At 53.8% G+C, this 16,624-nt stretch carries 20 protein-coding genes and 1 pseudogene; 18 read left to right on the top strand and 3 right to left on the bottom strand.

The window, feature by feature from the left end; translation table 11 throughout:
- Positions 1 to 33: 33 nt before the first annotated feature.
- From B0W44_RS16400 to B0W44_RS16385, 4 genes are all read left to right on the top strand, one after another.
- A complete protein-coding gene (locus B0W44_RS16400; protein ID WP_077720968.1) occupies positions 34 to 456 on the top strand; it encodes a hypothetical protein in 423 nt (140 codons plus the stop codon).
- A 225-nt stretch (positions 457 to 681) separates the two neighbouring features.
- Positions 682 to 2,448: an ATP-dependent helicase ComFA gene (locus B0W44_RS16395; RefSeq protein WP_077720967.1), complete on the top strand. Its 1,767-nt coding sequence runs from the start codon at positions 682 to 684 to the stop codon at positions 2,446 to 2,448.
- 45 nt (positions 2,449 to 2,493) lie between these two features.
- Positions 2,494 to 3,201: a ComFC family protein gene (locus B0W44_RS16390; RefSeq protein WP_149027059.1), complete on the top strand. Its 708-nt coding sequence runs from the start codon at positions 2,494 to 2,496 to the stop codon at positions 3,199 to 3,201.
- 133 nt (positions 3,202 to 3,334) lie between these two features.
- A complete protein-coding gene (locus B0W44_RS16385; RefSeq protein ID WP_077720965.1) occupies positions 3,335 to 3,607 on the top strand; it encodes an HU family DNA-binding protein in 273 nt (90 codons plus the stop codon).
- 67 nt (positions 3,608 to 3,674) lie between these two features.
- Here B0W44_RS16385 and B0W44_RS16380 read toward each other — a convergent pair whose 3' ends face one another.
- Entirely contained in the window at positions 3,675 to 5,411 is a 1,737-nt protein-coding gene (locus B0W44_RS16380; protein WP_077720964.1) for a flagellar assembly protein A, read from the bottom strand.
- A 133-nt stretch (positions 5,412 to 5,544) separates the two neighbouring features.
- Here B0W44_RS16380 and B0W44_RS16375 point away from each other — a divergent pair, with 133 nt between their 5' ends.
- From B0W44_RS16375 to csrA, 8 genes are all read left to right on the top strand, one after another.
- Complete coding sequence (locus B0W44_RS16375; RefSeq protein WP_077720963.1) at positions 5,545 to 5,973, top strand: hypothetical protein; 429 nt, start codon at positions 5,545 to 5,547, stop codon at positions 5,971 to 5,973.
- 63 nt (positions 5,974 to 6,036) lie between these two features.
- Entirely contained in the window at positions 6,037 to 6,321 is a 285-nt protein-coding gene (gene flgM, locus B0W44_RS16370; RefSeq protein WP_077720962.1) for a flagellar biosynthesis anti-sigma factor FlgM, read from the top strand.
- 11 nt (positions 6,322 to 6,332) lie between these two features.
- A complete protein-coding gene (locus B0W44_RS16365) occupies positions 6,333 to 6,824 on the top strand; it encodes a flagellar protein FlgN (protein ID WP_077720961.1) in 492 nt (163 codons plus the stop codon).
- 18 nt (positions 6,825 to 6,842) lie between these two features.
- Positions 6,843 to 8,444 (top strand): flagellar hook-associated protein FlgK, encoded by a 1,602-nt coding sequence (flgK, locus tag B0W44_RS16360; RefSeq protein WP_077720959.1) that lies wholly within the window; start codon positions 6,843 to 6,845, stop codon positions 8,442 to 8,444.
- 32 nt (positions 8,445 to 8,476) lie between these two features.
- On the top strand, positions 8,477 to 9,406 hold the full coding sequence (flgL, locus tag B0W44_RS16355) for a flagellar hook-associated protein FlgL (RefSeq protein WP_077720957.1): 930 nt from the start codon (positions 8,477 to 8,479) through the stop codon (positions 9,404 to 9,406).
- Between the two features lie 28 nt (positions 9,407 to 9,434).
- A complete protein-coding gene (locus B0W44_RS16350; RefSeq protein WP_228441694.1) occupies positions 9,435 to 9,908 on the top strand; it encodes a DUF6470 family protein in 474 nt (157 codons plus the stop codon).
- Positions 9,905 to 10,366, top strand: a complete 462-nt coding sequence (gene fliW / locus B0W44_RS16345) for a flagellar assembly protein FliW (protein WP_077720955.1) — start codon at positions 9,905 to 9,907, stop codon at positions 10,364 to 10,366. Before B0W44_RS16350 ends, fliW begins: the two co-directional genes overlap by 4 nt.
- Positions 10,366 to 10,629, top strand: coding sequence for a carbon storage regulator CsrA (csrA, locus tag B0W44_RS16340; RefSeq protein WP_077720952.1), 264 nt, complete (start codon positions 10,366 to 10,368; stop codon positions 10,627 to 10,629). Before fliW ends, csrA begins: the two co-directional genes overlap by 1 nt.
- A 106-nt stretch (positions 10,630 to 10,735) precedes the next feature.
- Here csrA and B0W44_RS16335 read toward each other — a convergent pair.
- Both B0W44_RS16335 and tagD read right to left on the bottom strand, forming a co-directional pair.
- Positions 10,736 to 12,019: pseudogene (locus B0W44_RS16335) on the bottom strand (CDP-glycerol glycerophosphotransferase family protein); the annotation flags it as partial.
- A 23-nt stretch (positions 12,020 to 12,042) separates the two neighbouring features.
- Positions 12,043 to 12,441: a glycerol-3-phosphate cytidylyltransferase gene (gene tagD / locus B0W44_RS16330; RefSeq protein ID WP_077720949.1), complete on the bottom strand. Its 399-nt coding sequence runs from the start codon at positions 12,439 to 12,441 to the stop codon at positions 12,043 to 12,045.
- A 212-nt stretch (positions 12,442 to 12,653) separates the two neighbouring features.
- On the opposite strand from tagD, the gene B0W44_RS16325 reads away from it, so the two are divergent.
- The 6 genes from B0W44_RS16325 to hpf all read left to right on the top strand — a co-directional run bounded on the left by B0W44_RS16325 (position 12,654) and on the right by hpf (position 16,519).
- The gene (locus tag B0W44_RS16325) at positions 12,654 to 13,007 is read left to right on the top strand and encodes a flagellar protein FlaG (RefSeq protein ID WP_169835639.1); all 354 of its coding nucleotides are present in this window, start codon (positions 12,654 to 12,656) and stop codon (positions 13,005 to 13,007) included.
- Between the two features lie 27 nt (positions 13,008 to 13,034).
- On the top strand, positions 13,035 to 14,534 hold the full coding sequence (fliD, locus tag B0W44_RS16320; protein WP_169835638.1) for a flagellar filament capping protein FliD: 1,500 nt from the start codon (positions 13,035 to 13,037) through the stop codon (positions 14,532 to 14,534).
- 30 nt (positions 14,535 to 14,564) lie between these two features.
- On the top strand, positions 14,565 to 14,963 hold the full coding sequence (gene fliS, locus B0W44_RS16315; protein ID WP_077720946.1) for a flagellar export chaperone FliS: 399 nt from the start codon (positions 14,565 to 14,567) through the stop codon (positions 14,961 to 14,963).
- The gene (locus tag B0W44_RS16310; protein WP_077720945.1) at positions 14,963 to 15,358 is read left to right on the top strand and encodes a hypothetical protein; all 396 of its coding nucleotides are present in this window, start codon (positions 14,963 to 14,965) and stop codon (positions 15,356 to 15,358) included. The genes fliS and B0W44_RS16310 overlap by 1 nt, the downstream gene beginning before the upstream one ends.
- 215 nt (positions 15,359 to 15,573) lie before the next feature.
- Positions 15,574 to 15,771: a cold shock domain-containing protein gene (locus B0W44_RS16305; protein ID WP_077720943.1), complete on the top strand. Its 198-nt coding sequence runs from the start codon at positions 15,574 to 15,576 to the stop codon at positions 15,769 to 15,771.
- 178 nt (positions 15,772 to 15,949) lie between these two features.
- A complete protein-coding gene (gene hpf, locus B0W44_RS16300) occupies positions 15,950 to 16,519 on the top strand; it encodes a ribosome hibernation-promoting factor, HPF/YfiA family (protein WP_077720942.1) in 570 nt (189 codons plus the stop codon).
- The last annotated feature ends 105 nt before the right edge of the window (positions 16,520 to 16,624 follow it).

The following is a 16,624-nucleotide window of genomic DNA, read 5'->3' as shown; positions in this document are numbered from 1 at the left end:
TGTGCATAGGATGGCATAAAGGAGGGTCGAACCATGTTCCCGTGGATCAGCGTGCTCGTTTTGACTGTGTTGTTGGGAAGTGTTTGGCGACTCTGGGCGTCTCTGCGCCGCAGCGGATCAGGCAAGGGGACAAAGCACCTTGTCGTGATTTCCGCCGACAGTCAGGCGACGATAGAGTGGTGGGTGCGCTCGTACGTGTTTTGGAACTGGGTGCGCGGAGAGGTCTGCAGGTGTACGTGCATTGATTTAGGCTCGACAGACGATACACTGGCTATTTTGCAACGGCTTAAACGCCGGTTCTCCTGGATAGAAGTGAGACGTTTTAACGCTGCAGACAGGGAGTGCCCGTCCGACCAGCTCATTCCGGAGCGCTTGCAGGAGGTGCGCCCAGCCGTCCTCGACTTGCGGCAACTGGATAACGCCAGAGCTCGCAGTGTCGTTCAAGATTTGCTATAAATCGAAGCATCCCGTTTTTCACGAGATCTATCGGCAAGGATAGGTCTTTTTTCACGTGTGTTGGAAAATCCTGAAAACCCGCGAATGGAAGCGGTATCGCACATTTTGCTGTAAAAAGTGCAGCAAAAAGAAGAAAGCGGTTGGTCGCCTCTCACAGGATCTCAATATAAAATGTAGGAAGAATGGCCTGCTGCACGCATTAAGACGAAAGGTGGAGGCGGGGCGATGACTGCCTGGTTGTACCGTGTCGAAGGGCGGTGGTGTGTCAGTCTCGCGCTCGAAACCGACGTGGCGTACTGGCGAGAGAAAGGGGTCGACGTGACGGAGGGATGGCGTTACAGATCCGTGGCGCAGGCGATGTGTGAGCGGGAGGCTTTGGAGAAAGGAAAAAGGCGGGAAAGAGGGTGGATGCACGTGGGCTTTGCGAGAGGCGGAGTCGGGGGAGAAAACGTGCCAGTCGGATTAGGCGCAGCGATGGAGAGAGGGAGCTTAAAGAAGAGTGCCGAGCTGTGGCGTGAATGGCGTCCCCTCTTGGGCGGCCGATCACTCCTCTTGAGTGAGGTACGGCGAGTCCTCGCAATCCGCTGGAAAGGGGATGACCTTTCGCAGCAGAGGATACTGCGTGTGCTGCAAGTGGGTGTGCTGAAGGGGGAGGTGTTCCTCCGTTCGGCGGTTCGCACGATAGGCGGACAAGCGAACTGGAGATGTGAACGCTGTCACGCAGGTCGGAGTCGCTTAGTTCAAACGGCTTGCGCCCGGTGCGGCGGCACGTGTTACTACTGTGACGAATGTTTGTTGCTCGGAAGGAGCCGTGCCTGTGAGCCGCTGTTGCAAATTCCCATGCCTGCACGGGAGGAGGAGAACACTGTACAGGAAGCAGCTGGAAGGGAAAGGGCGTCCAGTCGAAACGGGACTCAGGCCGGGACCATGTCGTTGACTCCCGCCCAAAGGCGGGCGGCGGAGCGGGCCTTGGCGTTTGTCCGAGACGGGAAGGAACCGGTACTGCTCTTGTGGGCGGTGACCGGGGCGGGGAAGACGGAGATGACGTTTGCCGCGGTTTCGCACGTGCTGAACAGGCAGGGGCGTGTCGCCGTCGCCACTCCGCGCAAAGATGTCGTCAACGAATTAACGCCTCGCTTTCGACACGCTTTTCCCGCTGTCCGCATCGTGAAGCTGCACGGAGAGAGCGGCGAGACGTGGCTGGACGGCGAGTTGGTGATCGCGACGACACATCAGCTGCTCAGGTGGTACCGGACGTTTGACTTGATCGTCGTCGATGAGGTAGACGCGTTTCCTTACAGGCACAATGAGTCACTGCAAGCGGGCGTTCGTCGCGCGCTAAAAGAAACCGGCCAACAGCTGTGGCTGACGGCGACGCCGCCGCGGAGCTGGCAGACGGCGTTTCGACAGGGTAAATTGCCGGGAGTCACGATTCCGGTACGCCATCACGGCCACCCACTTCCGGAGCCGTACATCACCTTGGAGCGGCGCTTGTGGGAGAAGGTTCTAAAGAAGCGGCAGATAACCGCTCTCGATCAATTTTTGGCTCACGTGCAGCGTGTAGGTGGTCAAGCCTATCTGTTTGTCCCCAGTTTGTCTCATGTCACCCCGGTGTTACACTGGTTGAGCGCGCACGCGCCGGAACTGCGTGCGGCAGGAGTTTCCAGCCGTGACCGCGAACGGGAAAAGAAAGTCCAAGACTTTCGCGACGGCGAGTACGACTGTTTGGTGACGACGACCGTATTGGAACGGGGGGTGACCGTCTCCAATGCCCACGTCGCCATCCTGCAGGCGGACCACCCGATATGGGACGAAGCGGCACTCGTCCAAATGTCGGGCCGGTGTGGCCGATCTTCTTCGTTTCCGAGTGGGCACGTATTTTGGATCGCGCAGGAAGCCTCCCGGGAACAGAGTCGCGCGTTGAAACATATCCGCCGCATGAATCGAGAGGCGTGGGAGAACGGTTGGCTTAAAGCGAAAGACGGGAGGTAGCCTTGAGCACCTGACGGCCCGTTACGTTGAGGGGGATCTCAAACCGTGTATGTAGACTGGCTGTTTCCGCAACCGAAGCCGTGTGCTTTTTGTTCCCGCCCAGCTGAGAGGGGCGGGAGATGGCCGCTCTGCACTGAATGCCGGGAGGAGATCGGATGGATCGGTGAGACGCGTTGTGAACAGTGCGGTCGACACATGGAGCCGTTTCCGGAGAAGGCGAGAGTAGCGCACTGTTCCGATTGCGTCCGCTTCGAAGGAGGGGTGCCCGTGGTGAACCGCGCCGTTGTGCAGTACACGCCCCTAGCGCGCGAAGTGATCAGTCTATTCAAATACCGCGGGCGGGAGACGTTAGCAGATGTTCTGGGGACGATGATGGCGGACGTGGTGTGGCGGGAATACGAAAGTAAAGAGATCGACGCCGTCACGTACGTTCCGCTGCACAAAAGGCGAGAAGAGGAGCGGGGCTTTAACCAGGCCGAATTGTTAGCCCGCGTCATCGGCAAAAAGTTGCGCCGTCCAGTCGTCAGTACGTTAGTCCGCACGAGGGATACGCCGAAACAGAGCCGACAACCGAGGCAAAGCCGCTTGATGGGGATGACGGGAGCCTTTACGTTGAAAAGCGACTTAGGACACTGCGGTCCGCTGTTAATCGTCGACGATGTCTACACGACGGGGGCGACGTTGCGCGCCTGTTCCCGTGAGTTGTTGCAAGGAGGTTGTCCCCAGGTGCTGGCGGTGACGTTTGCGCGTTGAGAAGGTTAAAAACTAACAATTTGTGAAAATTGGGCCGATAAACTGAGTAGAATGTTGTGCCATCAAGTATAAATTGCGTGCATACGGGTAACAAAAGGAACGAGACTTCATTTTTGGATAAGGAGTGAGATGAATGAACAAGACGGAACTCGTCGAGAAGGTGGCAGAGAAGCGAGGATTAACGAAGAAAGATGCCACACAAGTGGTGGATGCGGTATTGGAAACGATCTCAGAAGCGCTGAAGAACGGAGAAAAAGTTTCCCTTATCGGATTCGGCAACTTCGAAGTGCGGGAACGCTCCGCTCGCAAAGGGCGCAATCCGCAGACGGGTGAAGAAATTCAGATTAAAGCGAGCAAAGTGCCCGCTTTCAAACCTGGAAAACAGTTAAAAGAATCAGTTCAATAACCGCGAAAGGTCAAAAAGGTCAAAATAGAGCCGCGCTTTGTGCGAAGGCTCTATTTTGAGTTTGCGGTCAAGTCCAGGGACGGGATCGCGTTTGGCCTTTATCTTTGTAAAATTCGATGTCTGTCATGTCTTCCACGTATTGGACGGGTCCTTCGATTTGAATGTCGCAGTGCTGAATCGATTTAGCGGCGATCCGCTTGCCGGCCCGGCAGACGGTCTTGCTCCCGCTTAAACTCCCCAAGTTTTCTGCTACGATGCGTTTTCCGGCGGTTAAAGATCCGCCGCGGCAAGAGGCATTCGGTTTCGTGAACAAAATGCATTCACTGGCGGACATGTGGGAATGAGTGCTCCCCTTTCCGGTAAACACGATGTCGCCGTGCACTTCCAGTTCACTCACATCCGCCGTTTGCAACGTGAGGGTTTCTTTCTGTAGACAGGTAGCCAGCGTTTCGTGAAGGAAGTGTTGGAGTTCATCCCGTACACTGTGCCACGTTGCGAGACGGAACCGGGACTTGCTTTCTTCGACTAGCCGTTCCAAACTTTCTTTGACCGGAATGAATTCGTTGGGCAGTAACCCTTTGTTTGTCGTGTCCAACAGGTTGAGGACAGTCTTAATCTGTTTGGTCGTGTCCGGGTAAAAGCGGGTGAGCAAGTGATGCAAAATGTCAGTTTGCAAGACGGTTTTCTGCTGTTTTTTCGCTTCGCTTTCCAGCTGTTGACGCGATTTCTCGACAGACATGACGTGTCTGTAAAGTTTTTTGAGGGGCTGTTGCAGTTTGCGGGCGAGTGTGCCGCGTTGACCGGCGTACACTTTACTGTTGCTTATCGTTTGATCGACGTGAACAGAGCCGCCCGCGGCTAGCTCCGCACCGTATACGCCGCCGTGCACGATAATGCGCTGCGTCGCCGTGACTTTCATCGATTCCAGAATGTTCCCCAACACGATGACGTCCCCCTCAAAGCGGACGTGACCGAACGTGAGGTCGACATCTCCGGGGACCGTGTAGACAGAGACGACGTCCAGTACGGGGTTGATCTCTCGCGTCATACTCGGGCGTCCGGTGATCTTCGCGTAAATTTTCCCGTTGTCTTCCCGCACATTTTGTTTTAGACGGTATTTGGCAGGCCGAGCGGGAGCGGGTGGAATGGGGTGTCCCCATACGTCTGTTCCCGGCTTGCCTGGAATGGGAGGGTGCACCGTTGCCATCAGATCACCAGCCCGGAGGATCGGGATGCGCCGTTTTTCTCGAAAGTTGATTCTGTTTCCCGTCGTTTCAAACTCCACTTCTTCATCAAGGGCGAAGTGGGGCTCTACCCACCCGTTTTTCCCTTTTGTCGCAGGAATTCCTCTGGCGATGACGACAGGCGTTCCCGCTTTTTCATCAAGGGCCTGTTCGACTGCTGAACGGTCGAGGACGGCTTGGAAACGGCGCGCACGGTACTGTCGTATTATGTCGTCAACCCTCACTGGCCGGTTGGGATCCGGTTCCGGGGAACAGTTGACGACCCACCCCTCTTTTTTTCGCTCCAGGGAAGCCGCCCACTTGTCGTAACAGTCAGCGTACACGGTCAGCTGCACTTGCAGACGGTCGGCCGTGACTTTAAATTCAAAAGGGGGGTCAGTTTCGTGTGCCCCGCGCCACGTCACGTCGTCTTCCGGAGCGATTTGGATCGGGCTGGACACTTTTTTTCCGCTTACAATCAATATGCAGTGTTTGCCGGGAACGATGAGGGCCGATTTTAAGTCGGGGTCTGCCATCCGGATTTTGTCACCGGTGACCTGTAAACTGTTGCCAGCATTCAAAATAAACCGCCCCCTTGCCGATATCAAAAGTGAAGTAGTCTGGAGTGAGTCACACGTTGCCCTTATATATCAATATATCGGACGATGACGCTTGTTTTTCGATAGATGTCCCCGAAGAGCAGGAGGGTGCCCCGTGAACAAAAACGCGATGAACCGGATTGGGAACTGTTCCCGCTGCGGCAAGGTGTTCGTGCGTTACCGCCAGCAATCCCTCTGCCCCGCTTGCACGGAAAAGAGGGAACAAGATTTTATGCGGTGTCGGGACTACTTGCGCGACAACCCAGAAACGAGAATGAAAGAACTGAGTGAGGCGACCGGGGTGAGCGTGCGGGAAATCATTCAATTCATTATCGAAGGCCGTCTCGTTTTAACAAAGGACAATCCCAACATGTTTTACCATTGTGAGAGTTGCGGAAAACGAATCCGCTCGGGGAGGCTGTGCTCCCAATGTGAAAAACGTTTGACGGACGAAGTGGAGAAAGTGGTTCAAAAGAAGCATGACAGAGACTCTCTTCATTCAAATGTGCGACATAAATACCGGATTTACAAGCCCAAAAATTAGGACTGTAACGTCTGTCCATTTTTCCGATAACAATGATAGGTTGACTTAAAAGGACGTGAGAATGTGAGAATCGAAGGGAACCAATCGGTACAGTCGATCAGTGCCTACCAGCAGACGAAGCAGTCGGCTCCCTCTGGCAACAAGCCTTCGGGAACGGAGAACGCACGGGATGAAGTGAATATTTCACAGGAAGCGAAAGCGTTGCACCAACAGACCGTGCGCGATGTGACATCACCGGAGCGGAGTGAACGGATCAACCAGCTCATGGATGCCGTACAGAACGGCACGTACTACGTCGACGCCCGTCAAGTCGTGGAGAAAATGATCCAGTACTGGAAATCGCTGTAGGAGGCGGACTCATGTTTAAACAACTGTCCGCCATTTTGGATCAACTCATAGAACTTCACCGAGAACTGTTGACTGTTGCGGAGAAAAAGCGAAAGGTTGTCATGTCTGGGCAGCCAGACGCCCTCCAAAATTTGCTGAAAGAAGAGGACGCTCTGATCGCAAAGCTTGAAACCGTGGAAGAAGAGCGGTTGAAGTGCGTGGGGCAAATTGCGCCGGCTGCGAAAGATGTGCGACACGTGACGCTCCATCAACTGTTGGAACAGATGGATGAACGCGACCGCACTGCGATTCAAGGGCAAATGAAACAACTGTTGCAGCTCATTGAACAGTTGAAGCGCGAGAACGAGCTCAATCAGACGCTCGTGCACGAGTCGCTGCAGCACGTGCAGCACACGTTGAACGTCCTGACGAAACACCCGGCAGAAGATTACCTGTACGGCCCGAGACAGCAGGAGCCGGCAGAAAACAGGGAAAGCAGTGGCATATTTGACCGCAAAGCGTGAGAACGGGAGGAGACGTAAGTGCGATCTACTTTTCACGGTCTGGAAACGATGAAACGGGCAATTTACGCCCAACAGTACGGAATCTACACGACAGGGCACAACATCGCCAACGCCAATACGGAAGGGTATACCAGGCAGCGGGTCAATATGGGAACGATGACGCCCCTTGACCCGATTGGCGTAAACCGCTCGGCGATGGCCGGACAGCTTGGGACTGGGGTCATCGTCCGCGACGTCGTCCGTTTACGTGAGGCTTTTCTCGACAGCCAGTTTCGCCATGAGCACCAGCGGGTGGGCGACTGGGAAGTCCGCCTGGACACGCTGGAAAAATTGGAAGCGATCGTTAACGAGCCGTCTGAAAACGGGCTCGGCGCTGCCTTGGATGAGTTTTGGACGGCGTGGGACGAGCTCGCCGCCAACCCAGGGGAGCACACGACGCGGACCCTCGTGATCCAAAAGATGCAGGCGCTGGTGGAAGCTTTTAACGCCAAGGGTCGACAGTTGAGCGATTTGAAACGCGATCTGGAGGAAAACCTCGACATTAAGTTTAACGAAGCGAACGAACTCCTCAAACACATTCGGGATTTAAACGAGCAGATTAACAAAGTGGAGGCGTCGGGAGACAACGCCAACGACTTGCGCGACCGGCGCGATCTGGCCGTCGACCAGTTGTCTCGGCTCCTCGACATCCGCGTCGAAGTGTCAGGCGAGAAAGGGAACGAGACGTACAAGATTGTCTTGGCCAACGGTGAGAGTGACCCGTCAGACCAAGAATTTGACGGCGTACTTTTGGACGGCACGAATAACCCTTATTCACTGGATGATTCTTTAAAAGACTTTATCGACGGCGGCGAGATCAACGGGATATTCGTGTCCCTCGATACCGTTACGCGTTATCAAAATGAGCTGAACGCCCTGGTGAACACGCTCGTTCAAGGAAAGGTAGAAGTCACCCTTCCAGCAGGGACAGTGTTGGCAAGTGACATCATAGCAGAAGACGGGACTATTTTGTATCAAAAAGACACGGTTCTTGACGAACCCCTTACGATTACCGTAAACGGCTTAAACGGTCTCCACCAGCTAGGGTGGGACGGTCAGGAGCCGCCTCAGCCGGGTGGCCTGTTGTTTGAGACAGCAGATGACAGCGAGGCCTTCACCGCTGAAAATATTCGTGTTTCATCAGAACTTTTAAAAGATGAATCGCTGCTCGCGCCGTCGAACAAAGTCATTGTCCATGAGGATGGTAGCTACACAGCCCTGCCGGAAAGTAACGGCATCGCCTTGATCATAGCCAAGTTCAAAGACGAAGGGCAATTCGAGTTCGACGACGGAAACGGCAATGCGACGGTGGCCAAAGGGACGATCGGCGGCTACTACAGTGCGTATGCAGCCAATCTGGGAGTCGAAACGGACAGCGCCGGAAAGCAGTTGAGCAACAACATGTCGGTCTTGAACCACGTGGAGATGAGGCGGGCGTCCGTCAGCGCTGTGTCCTTAGACGAAGAGATGGCGAATCTGATCATGTTTCAGCACGCGTACAACGCCGCGGCTCGCAACATCACGGCCATCGACGAAATGCTGGACCGGATCATTAACGGCATGGGCCACGTGGGAAGGTAAGCGGACACGTATATTCGTGAGGAGGTAACGGGATGAGTTTCCGTGTGACACAAAGCATGCTTTCGCGGAACATGATGACGAACTTGAACCACAACTTGCTGCACATGCAGCGTTACCAGGAATACTTGACGACCGGACGGAAAATGAACCGCCCTTCCGACGACCCGGTCGGGTTTAACTTTTCGATGCGCTACCGCAGTGAACTGCGGGCCAACGAACAGTACCAGAAGAACCGGGACTACGCCCTCTCCCGGCTGGAGACGACGGAAAGTCTGATGCACGCGGTGAACGAGATCATCCAGCGGGCGAAAGAGCTGGCCATTCAAGGGGCGAACGATACAAACCCGGATACCGCCCGGGAGAACATCGCGGCGGAAATCGACGAAATGATTGAGCAGCTGGAGAGCATCGCCAACGAAAAGTTCCAGGGCAAGTACGTCTTTAACGGGGAAAAGACGGATGCACCGCCTTATAATCCTGAAAATCCCGACCTAAGCGATATCGACAACGGCAAAATCGTATTACAAGTGGGGCCGGGCGTACAAATCGAGGTGAACGTCACGTTCGAGGAAGTGTTCGGACCGCTTGTGGATGAAGGCGGTGGTGACGGTGATCATCAAGACGTGTACAACAACCTTTTTGACGTCATGCACGGACTGTCGCAAGCGTTGCGAAACGAAGATACTGAGGGGATACATGAGATCATCGGCCGTTTGGATGAGCGGCAAGACGCCTTGCTCCGGTCACTGGCCAGCGTCGGCGGGCGGACCCGGCGGCTGGAGCTGACGACGGAGCGGCTGAACGACGACAGTGTCAACTTGCAGAGATTGCTGTCCCGCACGGAGGACGTCGACATTGCTGAAGCCATTACGAACTTGAAAATGGCAGAGAATGTGTACATCGCCTCCCTCTCCACCGGTGCCCGCATCATTCAACCGAGCCTTGTGGACTTTTTGAAGTAGAGACAGGGGTTGTAGATCAGTGAGCGGAATGAAGCTCCTCAATATAAGACAGCAGTTGCCCCGGTTAGGTGTACAGCCTGCCGTCATGCCCCGGTACGAGACGGTTCGGGAACGCGGCGGCCTGGAAATTGACCAGACGGCCGGCCGACGGGCCCTCGGCATGTATCCTCCGGTCGAATTAAGCGGACGCCTGGCAGAGCTGGCCCGTCAGGCGGTGTTGGAAGGGACGGCCCGCGTCGCCCGGGAAGGGGATCGGTATGCTGCCATTCACACCGGGGAGGACGTCATCGTCGAATTAGCGTTCGAATCGATGTTTCGCCCCAAAGGGGTTGCCCTTGATCCGCCTCCTTCGGAGCCGCCTCGCTTGCGCTATACGCCTGACCGCGTGACACGGCACTGGAAACTGGGCGAAGTCGCCTACCGGATGGAGCAGGAAGGAAAGGTGACGAAGCTTTGGCTGTCTGATTACGATGTGAACCGTGACTTTGACTTGGAAGGATGAAGGGCATGACCCACTATCAGACTGCTTACATGGGGGAAGTGGACATACCAGACGACGACCAGATCGTTTTCCCGGCAGGTTTGCCGGGGTGGCCTGACCGCACCCGTTTTGCGGTCCTTTTTCATGAGGAGATGTGGCCGTTCTACCACTTGCAGTCCCTTGAGGAGGCACAGTTGTGCTTTTTGACCGTCGATCCTTTCGCGTTTTTCCGTGATTACGACTTCCAACTGCCAGAAGCGATCGTCGAGCAATTGGAGATTCACGCGCCGGAAGACATCTGGGTGCGGAATATCGTCGTCGTCGCAGAAGACTTCAGACAGTCCACCGTCAATCTGCAAGCTCCGGTCGTCATCAATCACCGCCGCCGGTTAGGGCGGCAGGTCATTTTGAACGATTCGCGCTACGCCGTCAAACACCCGCTGTTCTCCAAACAGGCGGCAGGAAGCGGGGAACGCTGATGCTCGTCCTGCGGAGGAAAGTCGGGGAGACGCTGGTTATCGATGAGAACATCGAAGTCGTCGTCCTGCAAGTGGAGGGCGACCGGGTGAAGCTCGGTATACAGGCGCCAAAGGATGTGGAAATTGTGCGCAAGGAACTGCTGGACGCCGTAGAAGAGGAGAACAGGCGGGCCCGCACAGGGCCACCTTCTGCCGATTTGTTGCGGCAGCTGAAGCGAGTGAGCGAAGACCGCAAAGGGGAAGAACAGGGTAGAGGCGAGTGACTTGCGAGAGCAATGGAATGGACATTGTGTGACGTGGTGCGGGGAGGTGCGCCACCTCTCCACATACAAATGGCACACCGTATGGCGTAGCCGGTTGTGGATCCGCTCAGCGGGTGGAGGTCGTGACAGCGGTGTTCGCCGTCTCTTGCGTCAAGTCTTTTCCCAGAAACACGCGTTCCACCACCCGTTTCGTCGCTTCACCGTCTTCCAGGTAACAAAATTTGTCGTAAAATGGATGGAACGAAGGCGGTACGGCGAAGTTTTGAGCGGCAAAAGACTCGATGGCCTCGACAACTTCCTCTGTCGTCTTCACGATGGGGCCGGGAGCGTTTTTCTCGATGTCGAAGTAAAAGCCGCGCAGCGTGTCCCGGTACTGATCGATGTCAAACATGTAGAAGACGATGGGGCGCCGCAAGTTGGCGTAGTCGAAGAAGACGGACGAGTAGTCGGTAATCAACAAATCGGATATGAGATACAAATCGCGAATGTCCACGTTCGTCGAATAGTCGTACACAAACCCTTCGTAAGGCGAAAGGTCAAAATTTTCTGCCACGAGGTAGTGCATGCGTAAAATGACGACGTACTCCTCCCCCAACTTTTGCTTGAGCAGGTTCAAATCGAGGGGGAGGTCAAATTTATAGCGGCCTTTTTCGTAAGACTGGTCGTCACGCCACGTCGGAGCGTAAAGGAGTACTTTTTTGTCCTTCGGGATGTCGTACGTCGTCTTTAACTGTTCGATCGCCTGCCGGTTGTTGTGTGTGTACAGGTAGTCGTTCCGCGGATACCCCGTTTCGATCAGCGTTTTGCCAAAAAGAAACGCCCGGCGAAAGATGTCCGTTGAATAAGCGTTCGGCGAGATGAGCACGTCCCACTTGCCCGATTCTTTAAAAAAGTTGCGCTTGTACTTCACGGTGTCCGTTCCAGGCATGTGCACCTCGTCCATGTCGCCGGCTAACTTCTTAAGGGTCGTGCCGTGCCACGTCTGGACGTAGGTCGTGTGTTTCGGTTTGGGGAGCCAGAGCGGTAAGCGGCTGTTCGTCACCCAGTACTGGGCTCGCGCCATCCAAAACATCCAGCGGATGGAGGAGCGCTTGACGTACGGAATGCGGTGTTTCTCAAAGTAATCGACAGAGCGCTTGTCCACGCTCCACACCATGCGAAAGTGGGGATGGTACTGTCGCATGTATTCGTAGATGGCCCGGGGATTACAGCTGTATTGCACGCCGCGAAAGCTTTCGAAGACGATGGAATCTTTTTTTACCGGAAGGCGTGACATCAGGCGAAACAGTCGCTTGTACGTTTTTTTTAAGCATCTGTACAATCGCTTGTATTGTTTAATCGTCTCTCTCACGGTGTCGTTCCTTTCCCTTCTCAAACGTGTGAAATGCTTCGTCACATGGCGAAAGCCCGCGCTTATCCGTTTCTCACGGAGAGTAAATCCCGTTTGATCTGTGTAGTGGAGATGCCGACCGTGCGCGGCAGGTAGACGACCTCGCAGTACTCCTTCAAAAAGTCAAATGTTCCTTTCCAGTCGTCCCCCATGACGAAAATGTCGATGTCGTGGTTGAGGACATCGTCGACTTTTTGCTCCCACGTTTTCTCTGGAATCACTTTGTCGACGTAACGGATCGCCTCGAGAATCAGTTTCCGATTTTCGTAGCTGTAGTACGCCTTTTTCTTTTTGACGGCGTTAAATTCGTCTGTCGAGAGGGCGACGATCAGGTAATCGCCTAGTTCCCTGGCCCGTTTCAACAAGTTGACGTGGCCCCAGTGCAATAGGTCGAACGTTCCGTAAGTGATGACTTTTTTCATGTGATGTACCCCCTTGTAAACCATAGTTCCATTATAATATGTGAGCCGTTTCATTCAAGACGAGATGTGGTGAATTGGTCCCGAGCTTCTGGGGTGGCGCTCTAACAGAGAAACGGGAGGTGATGGCGAAAAGTTGCGGTTAAACATCCATCTGATTCTTCCGATACTATAACTAACAATTGAATTGGGGTTATGGAACTGGGGTGATCCTTTTGACGCTTTCCATTCAATCCGTTACAACGTTCACACCTCTTGTTCAGCAACCGAATGGACAAGAACTGAGAGATGCTCTTCGCAGTCACTTAAACGAGGGGGCATCGCAACAGACGGTTACAGTACCGGACGTTTCCGATCTGGACCAGGCGATCGGCGGGTTAAACGAAGCGCTGAAAGTGTTGCAGACCCACTTGCGGTTTCGGTTGCATGAAGATACGCACCGCTACTACGTAGAGATTGTGGACACGCTGGAGGATGAAGTCATTCGCGAAGTTCCGCCAAAGCGGTTTTTGGACATGATGGCGGACATGTACAGGTTCATGGGAATGATGGTCGATGAAAAACGTTAGCAAAGGGTGACCGAGATGGTGTACAGTGTGAATCGGACCATGTTTACCGGCTTGGCGACAGGGCTGGATACGAACCAGATCATCCGAGACTTGATGCGCGTTGAGCGCCTTCCCCTCGACCGGTTGAACCAAAACAGGCAAATGCTCGAGTGGCAGCGCGAGGACTACCGGGAGATGAACCGCCTGTTCACCTCTTTTCGGGAAAAAGTAGACGCCCTCCGGCTCCAAAGCGGTTTTTCCGTGTACAACGTCGTGTCGTCAAACGAAGCCGCACTCACCAGTTCGGTCGTGGGGCGTCCGTCCCAATCGATGTACTCGGTGGAAGTCGTCCAGTTGGCTCAGGCGGGGAAACACGCGTCGGCCACGTTTGACTTTGCGGTGGCACACCCTGGACAGAAGTTTTCCGAAGCGGAAGGGTGGGCCGGTGACTTCACGTTTTCAGTGAACGGTGTAGAGTTCAATGTGACCGGAGAAGACACCGTCGAGAGCGTCGTCGTCAAGTTGAATGAAAAGCTCTATGAAAGTGGATTTAGAGCCGAAATTGACCGCAATAACGTGAATCAAATTGTGTTGAAATCGGATGACGTTCACTCGCAGGCAGAAATTAGCGTCGCGGTCGAAGACAACAATGTGCTCAGTTTGGCCGGTCTTCATCCAAAGAATGAACCTCCACAGCAGGCCAAAATCGTGATTAACGGTGTCACACTGACGAGTGATACGAACCGCTTTACGTACGACGGCATCCAGATGGACGTCAAACAGATGACGGGAGGGCAGACGGTCAATCTGTCCATCTCCCGCGATGTAGATGCTATATTTGAGAAAGTGAAGGCGTTTGTGGAAGCGTACAACGATTTAATTGCGAAAGTCAACGAAAAGCTGGGAGAGAATCGATACCGCGATTATCCACCCCTCACCGATGAACAGCGGGAACAGCTGTCCGAGACAGAGATCGAGAAGTGGGAGGAACGAGCGAGAAGCGGCCTGATTAAAAACGATCCGCTTTTGAGCAGAGCGTTGAGCGACTTGCGCCTAGACTTTTATTCAACGGTAGAAGGTGTCGGTCACTTGTCTGAGATCGGCATTACGGTCGGCGACCCCGTCGTCGGGCTTTCCCGCTACCGCGACGGCGGGAAATTGTATATAGACGAAGCGAAGCTGCGTGAAGCCATTTCCAACGACCCTGACTTCGTCATGAACTTGTTCACTGTGAGCGGCACGTCTCAAGACGAGGCAGCGAAATACAAGGAGACGGGTATCGCCAAAAGGGTGTACGATTCCGTAAACCGAGTCATCAGTCAGCTCAATGAAAAAGCGGGTTACCCCGTTTCCCTCTCTGAAGCGGACAACAGCCTCATCGGAAAACAGTTGCGCGATCTCGATGAACGCATTTCAGACATGGAGCGCCGCCTGCAGCAAATCGAAGACCGTTACTGGCGCCAGTTCACCGCACTGGAGAAGGCAATGGAGCGGTTAAATCAGCAGAACGCCTGGTTGATGAGTCAACTGGGCAGCATGCAAGGTTGAGGCAAACAGCTGATAAAGGGGTTTTCGAACGTGGCATACCATAACGCACAGCAAGTGTATTTGCGCAATCAGTATGAAACCGCGTCTCCTGCAGAGTTGACCCTGCAGTTGTACAACGGTGCGATTCGCTTTCTCGGCCAGGCGCGGGAGGCCATCGAGCGCCAAGAAATTGAAACAGCTAACGACCGGTTGCACCGAACACAAGACATTATTCAAGAACTCATGCTGACTCTCGACACGTCCGTGAACGTCGGGCGACAGCTGGAGGCGCTGTACGACTACATGTTGTTCCGCCTAACGCAAGCCAACGTGAAAAAAGATGCGGCCGTCGTAGAGGAAGTGACAGGGTTGTTGACTGAGTTGCGCGATGCGTGGAAAGAAGTCGTGAAGTACGCGAGACAACAGGCGTCCGTTGAGGCCGGTTTATAATGTCAGCTCTCACGGTTTTAACGGCCTACGAACGCCTCGTGAATGTGGTGGACCGCGCACTGTCCGAGGAAGATTGGGAGCGTCTGGAGGAGGCGCAAAACCGCATAGAGGCCCTTCAGCAGCAATTTGATGCACTGCCTGAGACAGAAAAGCGCCAACCCGACGTCCAAGATCGATTGCGCCGCATCCTGCAAAAACAAACGGCTTTGACAGAGCGAGTTGCAGACGTCAAGGAAACAGCTGCCTTAAACTTAAAAAAACTGAAAACTGCCGAGAGACAGCACCGGGGTTACGCGAGCAGAATACCGTATTCGTCGGTCCCCCTGTGCTGTTCGACCGGAAAGAGTGACCCGCCCGTGCAGGCGGGTTTTTTCGACAACATTCTGTCACTTTAGACAAAAAAACCCACGTTCTTGTGGAAAGTGTGGACATGAAGCTGTGGATAATGTGGATAAGATTGTGCATAACTGAATGGACCGTGGGCTTTGCTGTGGATAAATGGCAAAGTTTTAACAGCGCTTTCAATTGACTGGCACTTTCAGGAATGGTATAGTAGTGTATGTGAGATGCCCTCTCATAGTTTTAACTTTAGAAAGGATTGTGTACGTTCATGCAAGGGAAAGTTAAGTGGTTCAATGCAGAGAAAGGTTACGGTTTTATCGAGCGCGAAGATGGCGGTGATGTGTTCGTTCACTACTCTGCCATCAATGAAGAGGGCTTTAAGACATTAGAAGAGGGCCAAGCCGTCGAATTCGAAATCGTCGAAGGCGCACGCGGCCCGCAAGCTTCTAACGTCAACAAGTTGTAAAACTGATTAACCTAACGTCGAATGGATACCCCTTGGATCCAAGTGGATGCAAGGGGTTTTTCAATGCTCACGATGGATAGTGTCAAGAATATGTAAAGAAAAGATTAAGGGTTTGAGAAGGATTTTTACATTTCTTCGGGAATACATAAGTATAAAAGCGATAAGGAGGAATGACCTGATGCAATATAACATCCGGGGTCACAACATCGAGGTCACAGCTGCATTGCGCGATTACGTGGAAAAGAAGCTGAGCCGCGTGGAAAAGTACTTCAACACGGCTCCGACGGCTCCGGCGAACGTCTCGCTATCGGTTCTCAAGGATGAGCACACAGTGGAAGTGACGATCCCGTTTCCAGGGGTGTTGCTCAGAGCCGAGGAGACGAGCGGCGACATGTACGCGTCCATCGACCTCGTGGTGGAAAAGCTGGAACGACAGATTCGCAAGTATAAGACGAGAGTCAACCGAAAAGCGAGACAGAATGGAAGCCTCCGCACGCTTTTTAAAGAAAACGGGTTAAACGGTTCACCGCCTTCCGCCGTAGACGCAGAGGAGACGGATGAAAGCGAATTTGAAATTGTGCGCACGAAGCGCTTTACTTTAAAGCCGATGGATGTAGAAGAAGCGATCTTGCAGATGGACATGCTGGGACACAACTTTTTCGTCTTTTCTAATTCCAGCACGAATGAAGTGAACGTCGTCTACAAGCGAAAAGACGGGCGTTACGGTTTAATTGAGCCGGAAATGTAGTTTGAATCGCGACCACGGCTTGCCGCACCGGCAAGCCTTTTTGCTGCATGCAGTTGACCAAATTAGGTCATCGGCGCTTTTTCATGATAAACTATACGGTAAAGC

This window comes from Novibacillus thermophilus, assembly GCF_002005165.1.
GTDB classification, from domain to species: Bacteria; Bacillota; Bacilli; order Thermoactinomycetales; family Novibacillaceae; genus Novibacillus; species Novibacillus thermophilus.
Note: the sequence above shows the minus strand (reverse complement) of the source record. Positions and strands in the feature narration are given on the sequence as shown.

Coding starts and splice junctions, on each gene's coding strand:
- B0W44_RS16400 (WP_077720968.1), top strand. CDS start 34: ATGTTCCCGTGGATCAGCGTGCTCGTTTTGACTGTGTTGTTGGGAAGT.
- B0W44_RS16395 (WP_077720967.1), top strand. CDS start 682: ATGACTGCCTGGTTGTACCGTGTCGAAGGGCGGTGGTGTGTCAGTCTC.
- B0W44_RS16385 (WP_077720965.1), top strand. CDS start 3,335: ATGAACAAGACGGAACTCGTCGAGAAGGTGGCAGAGAAGCGAGGATTA.
- B0W44_RS16365 (WP_077720961.1), top strand. CDS start 6,333: ATGTTTAAACAACTGTCCGCCATTTTGGATCAACTCATAGAACTTCAC.
- flgL (WP_077720957.1), top strand. CDS start 8,477: ATGAGTTTCCGTGTGACACAAAGCATGCTTTCGCGGAACATGATGACG.
- B0W44_RS16350 (WP_228441694.1), top strand. CDS start 9,435: ATGAAGCTCCTCAATATAAGACAGCAGTTGCCCCGGTTAGGTGTACAG.
- fliW (WP_077720955.1), top strand. CDS start 9,905: ATGAAGGGCATGACCCACTATCAGACTGCTTACATGGGGGAAGTGGAC.
- csrA (WP_077720952.1), top strand. CDS start 10,366: ATGCTCGTCCTGCGGAGGAAAGTCGGGGAGACGCTGGTTATCGATGAG.
- tagD (WP_077720949.1), bottom strand. CDS start 12,441: ATGAAAAAAGTCATCACTTACGGAACGTTCGACCTATTGCACTGGGGC.
- B0W44_RS16310 (WP_077720945.1), top strand. CDS start 14,963: ATGTCAGCTCTCACGGTTTTAACGGCCTACGAACGCCTCGTGAATGTG.
- B0W44_RS16305 (WP_077720943.1), top strand. CDS start 15,574: ATGCAAGGGAAAGTTAAGTGGTTCAATGCAGAGAAAGGTTACGGTTTT.
- hpf (WP_077720942.1), top strand. CDS start 15,950: ATGCAATATAACATCCGGGGTCACAACATCGAGGTCACAGCTGCATTG.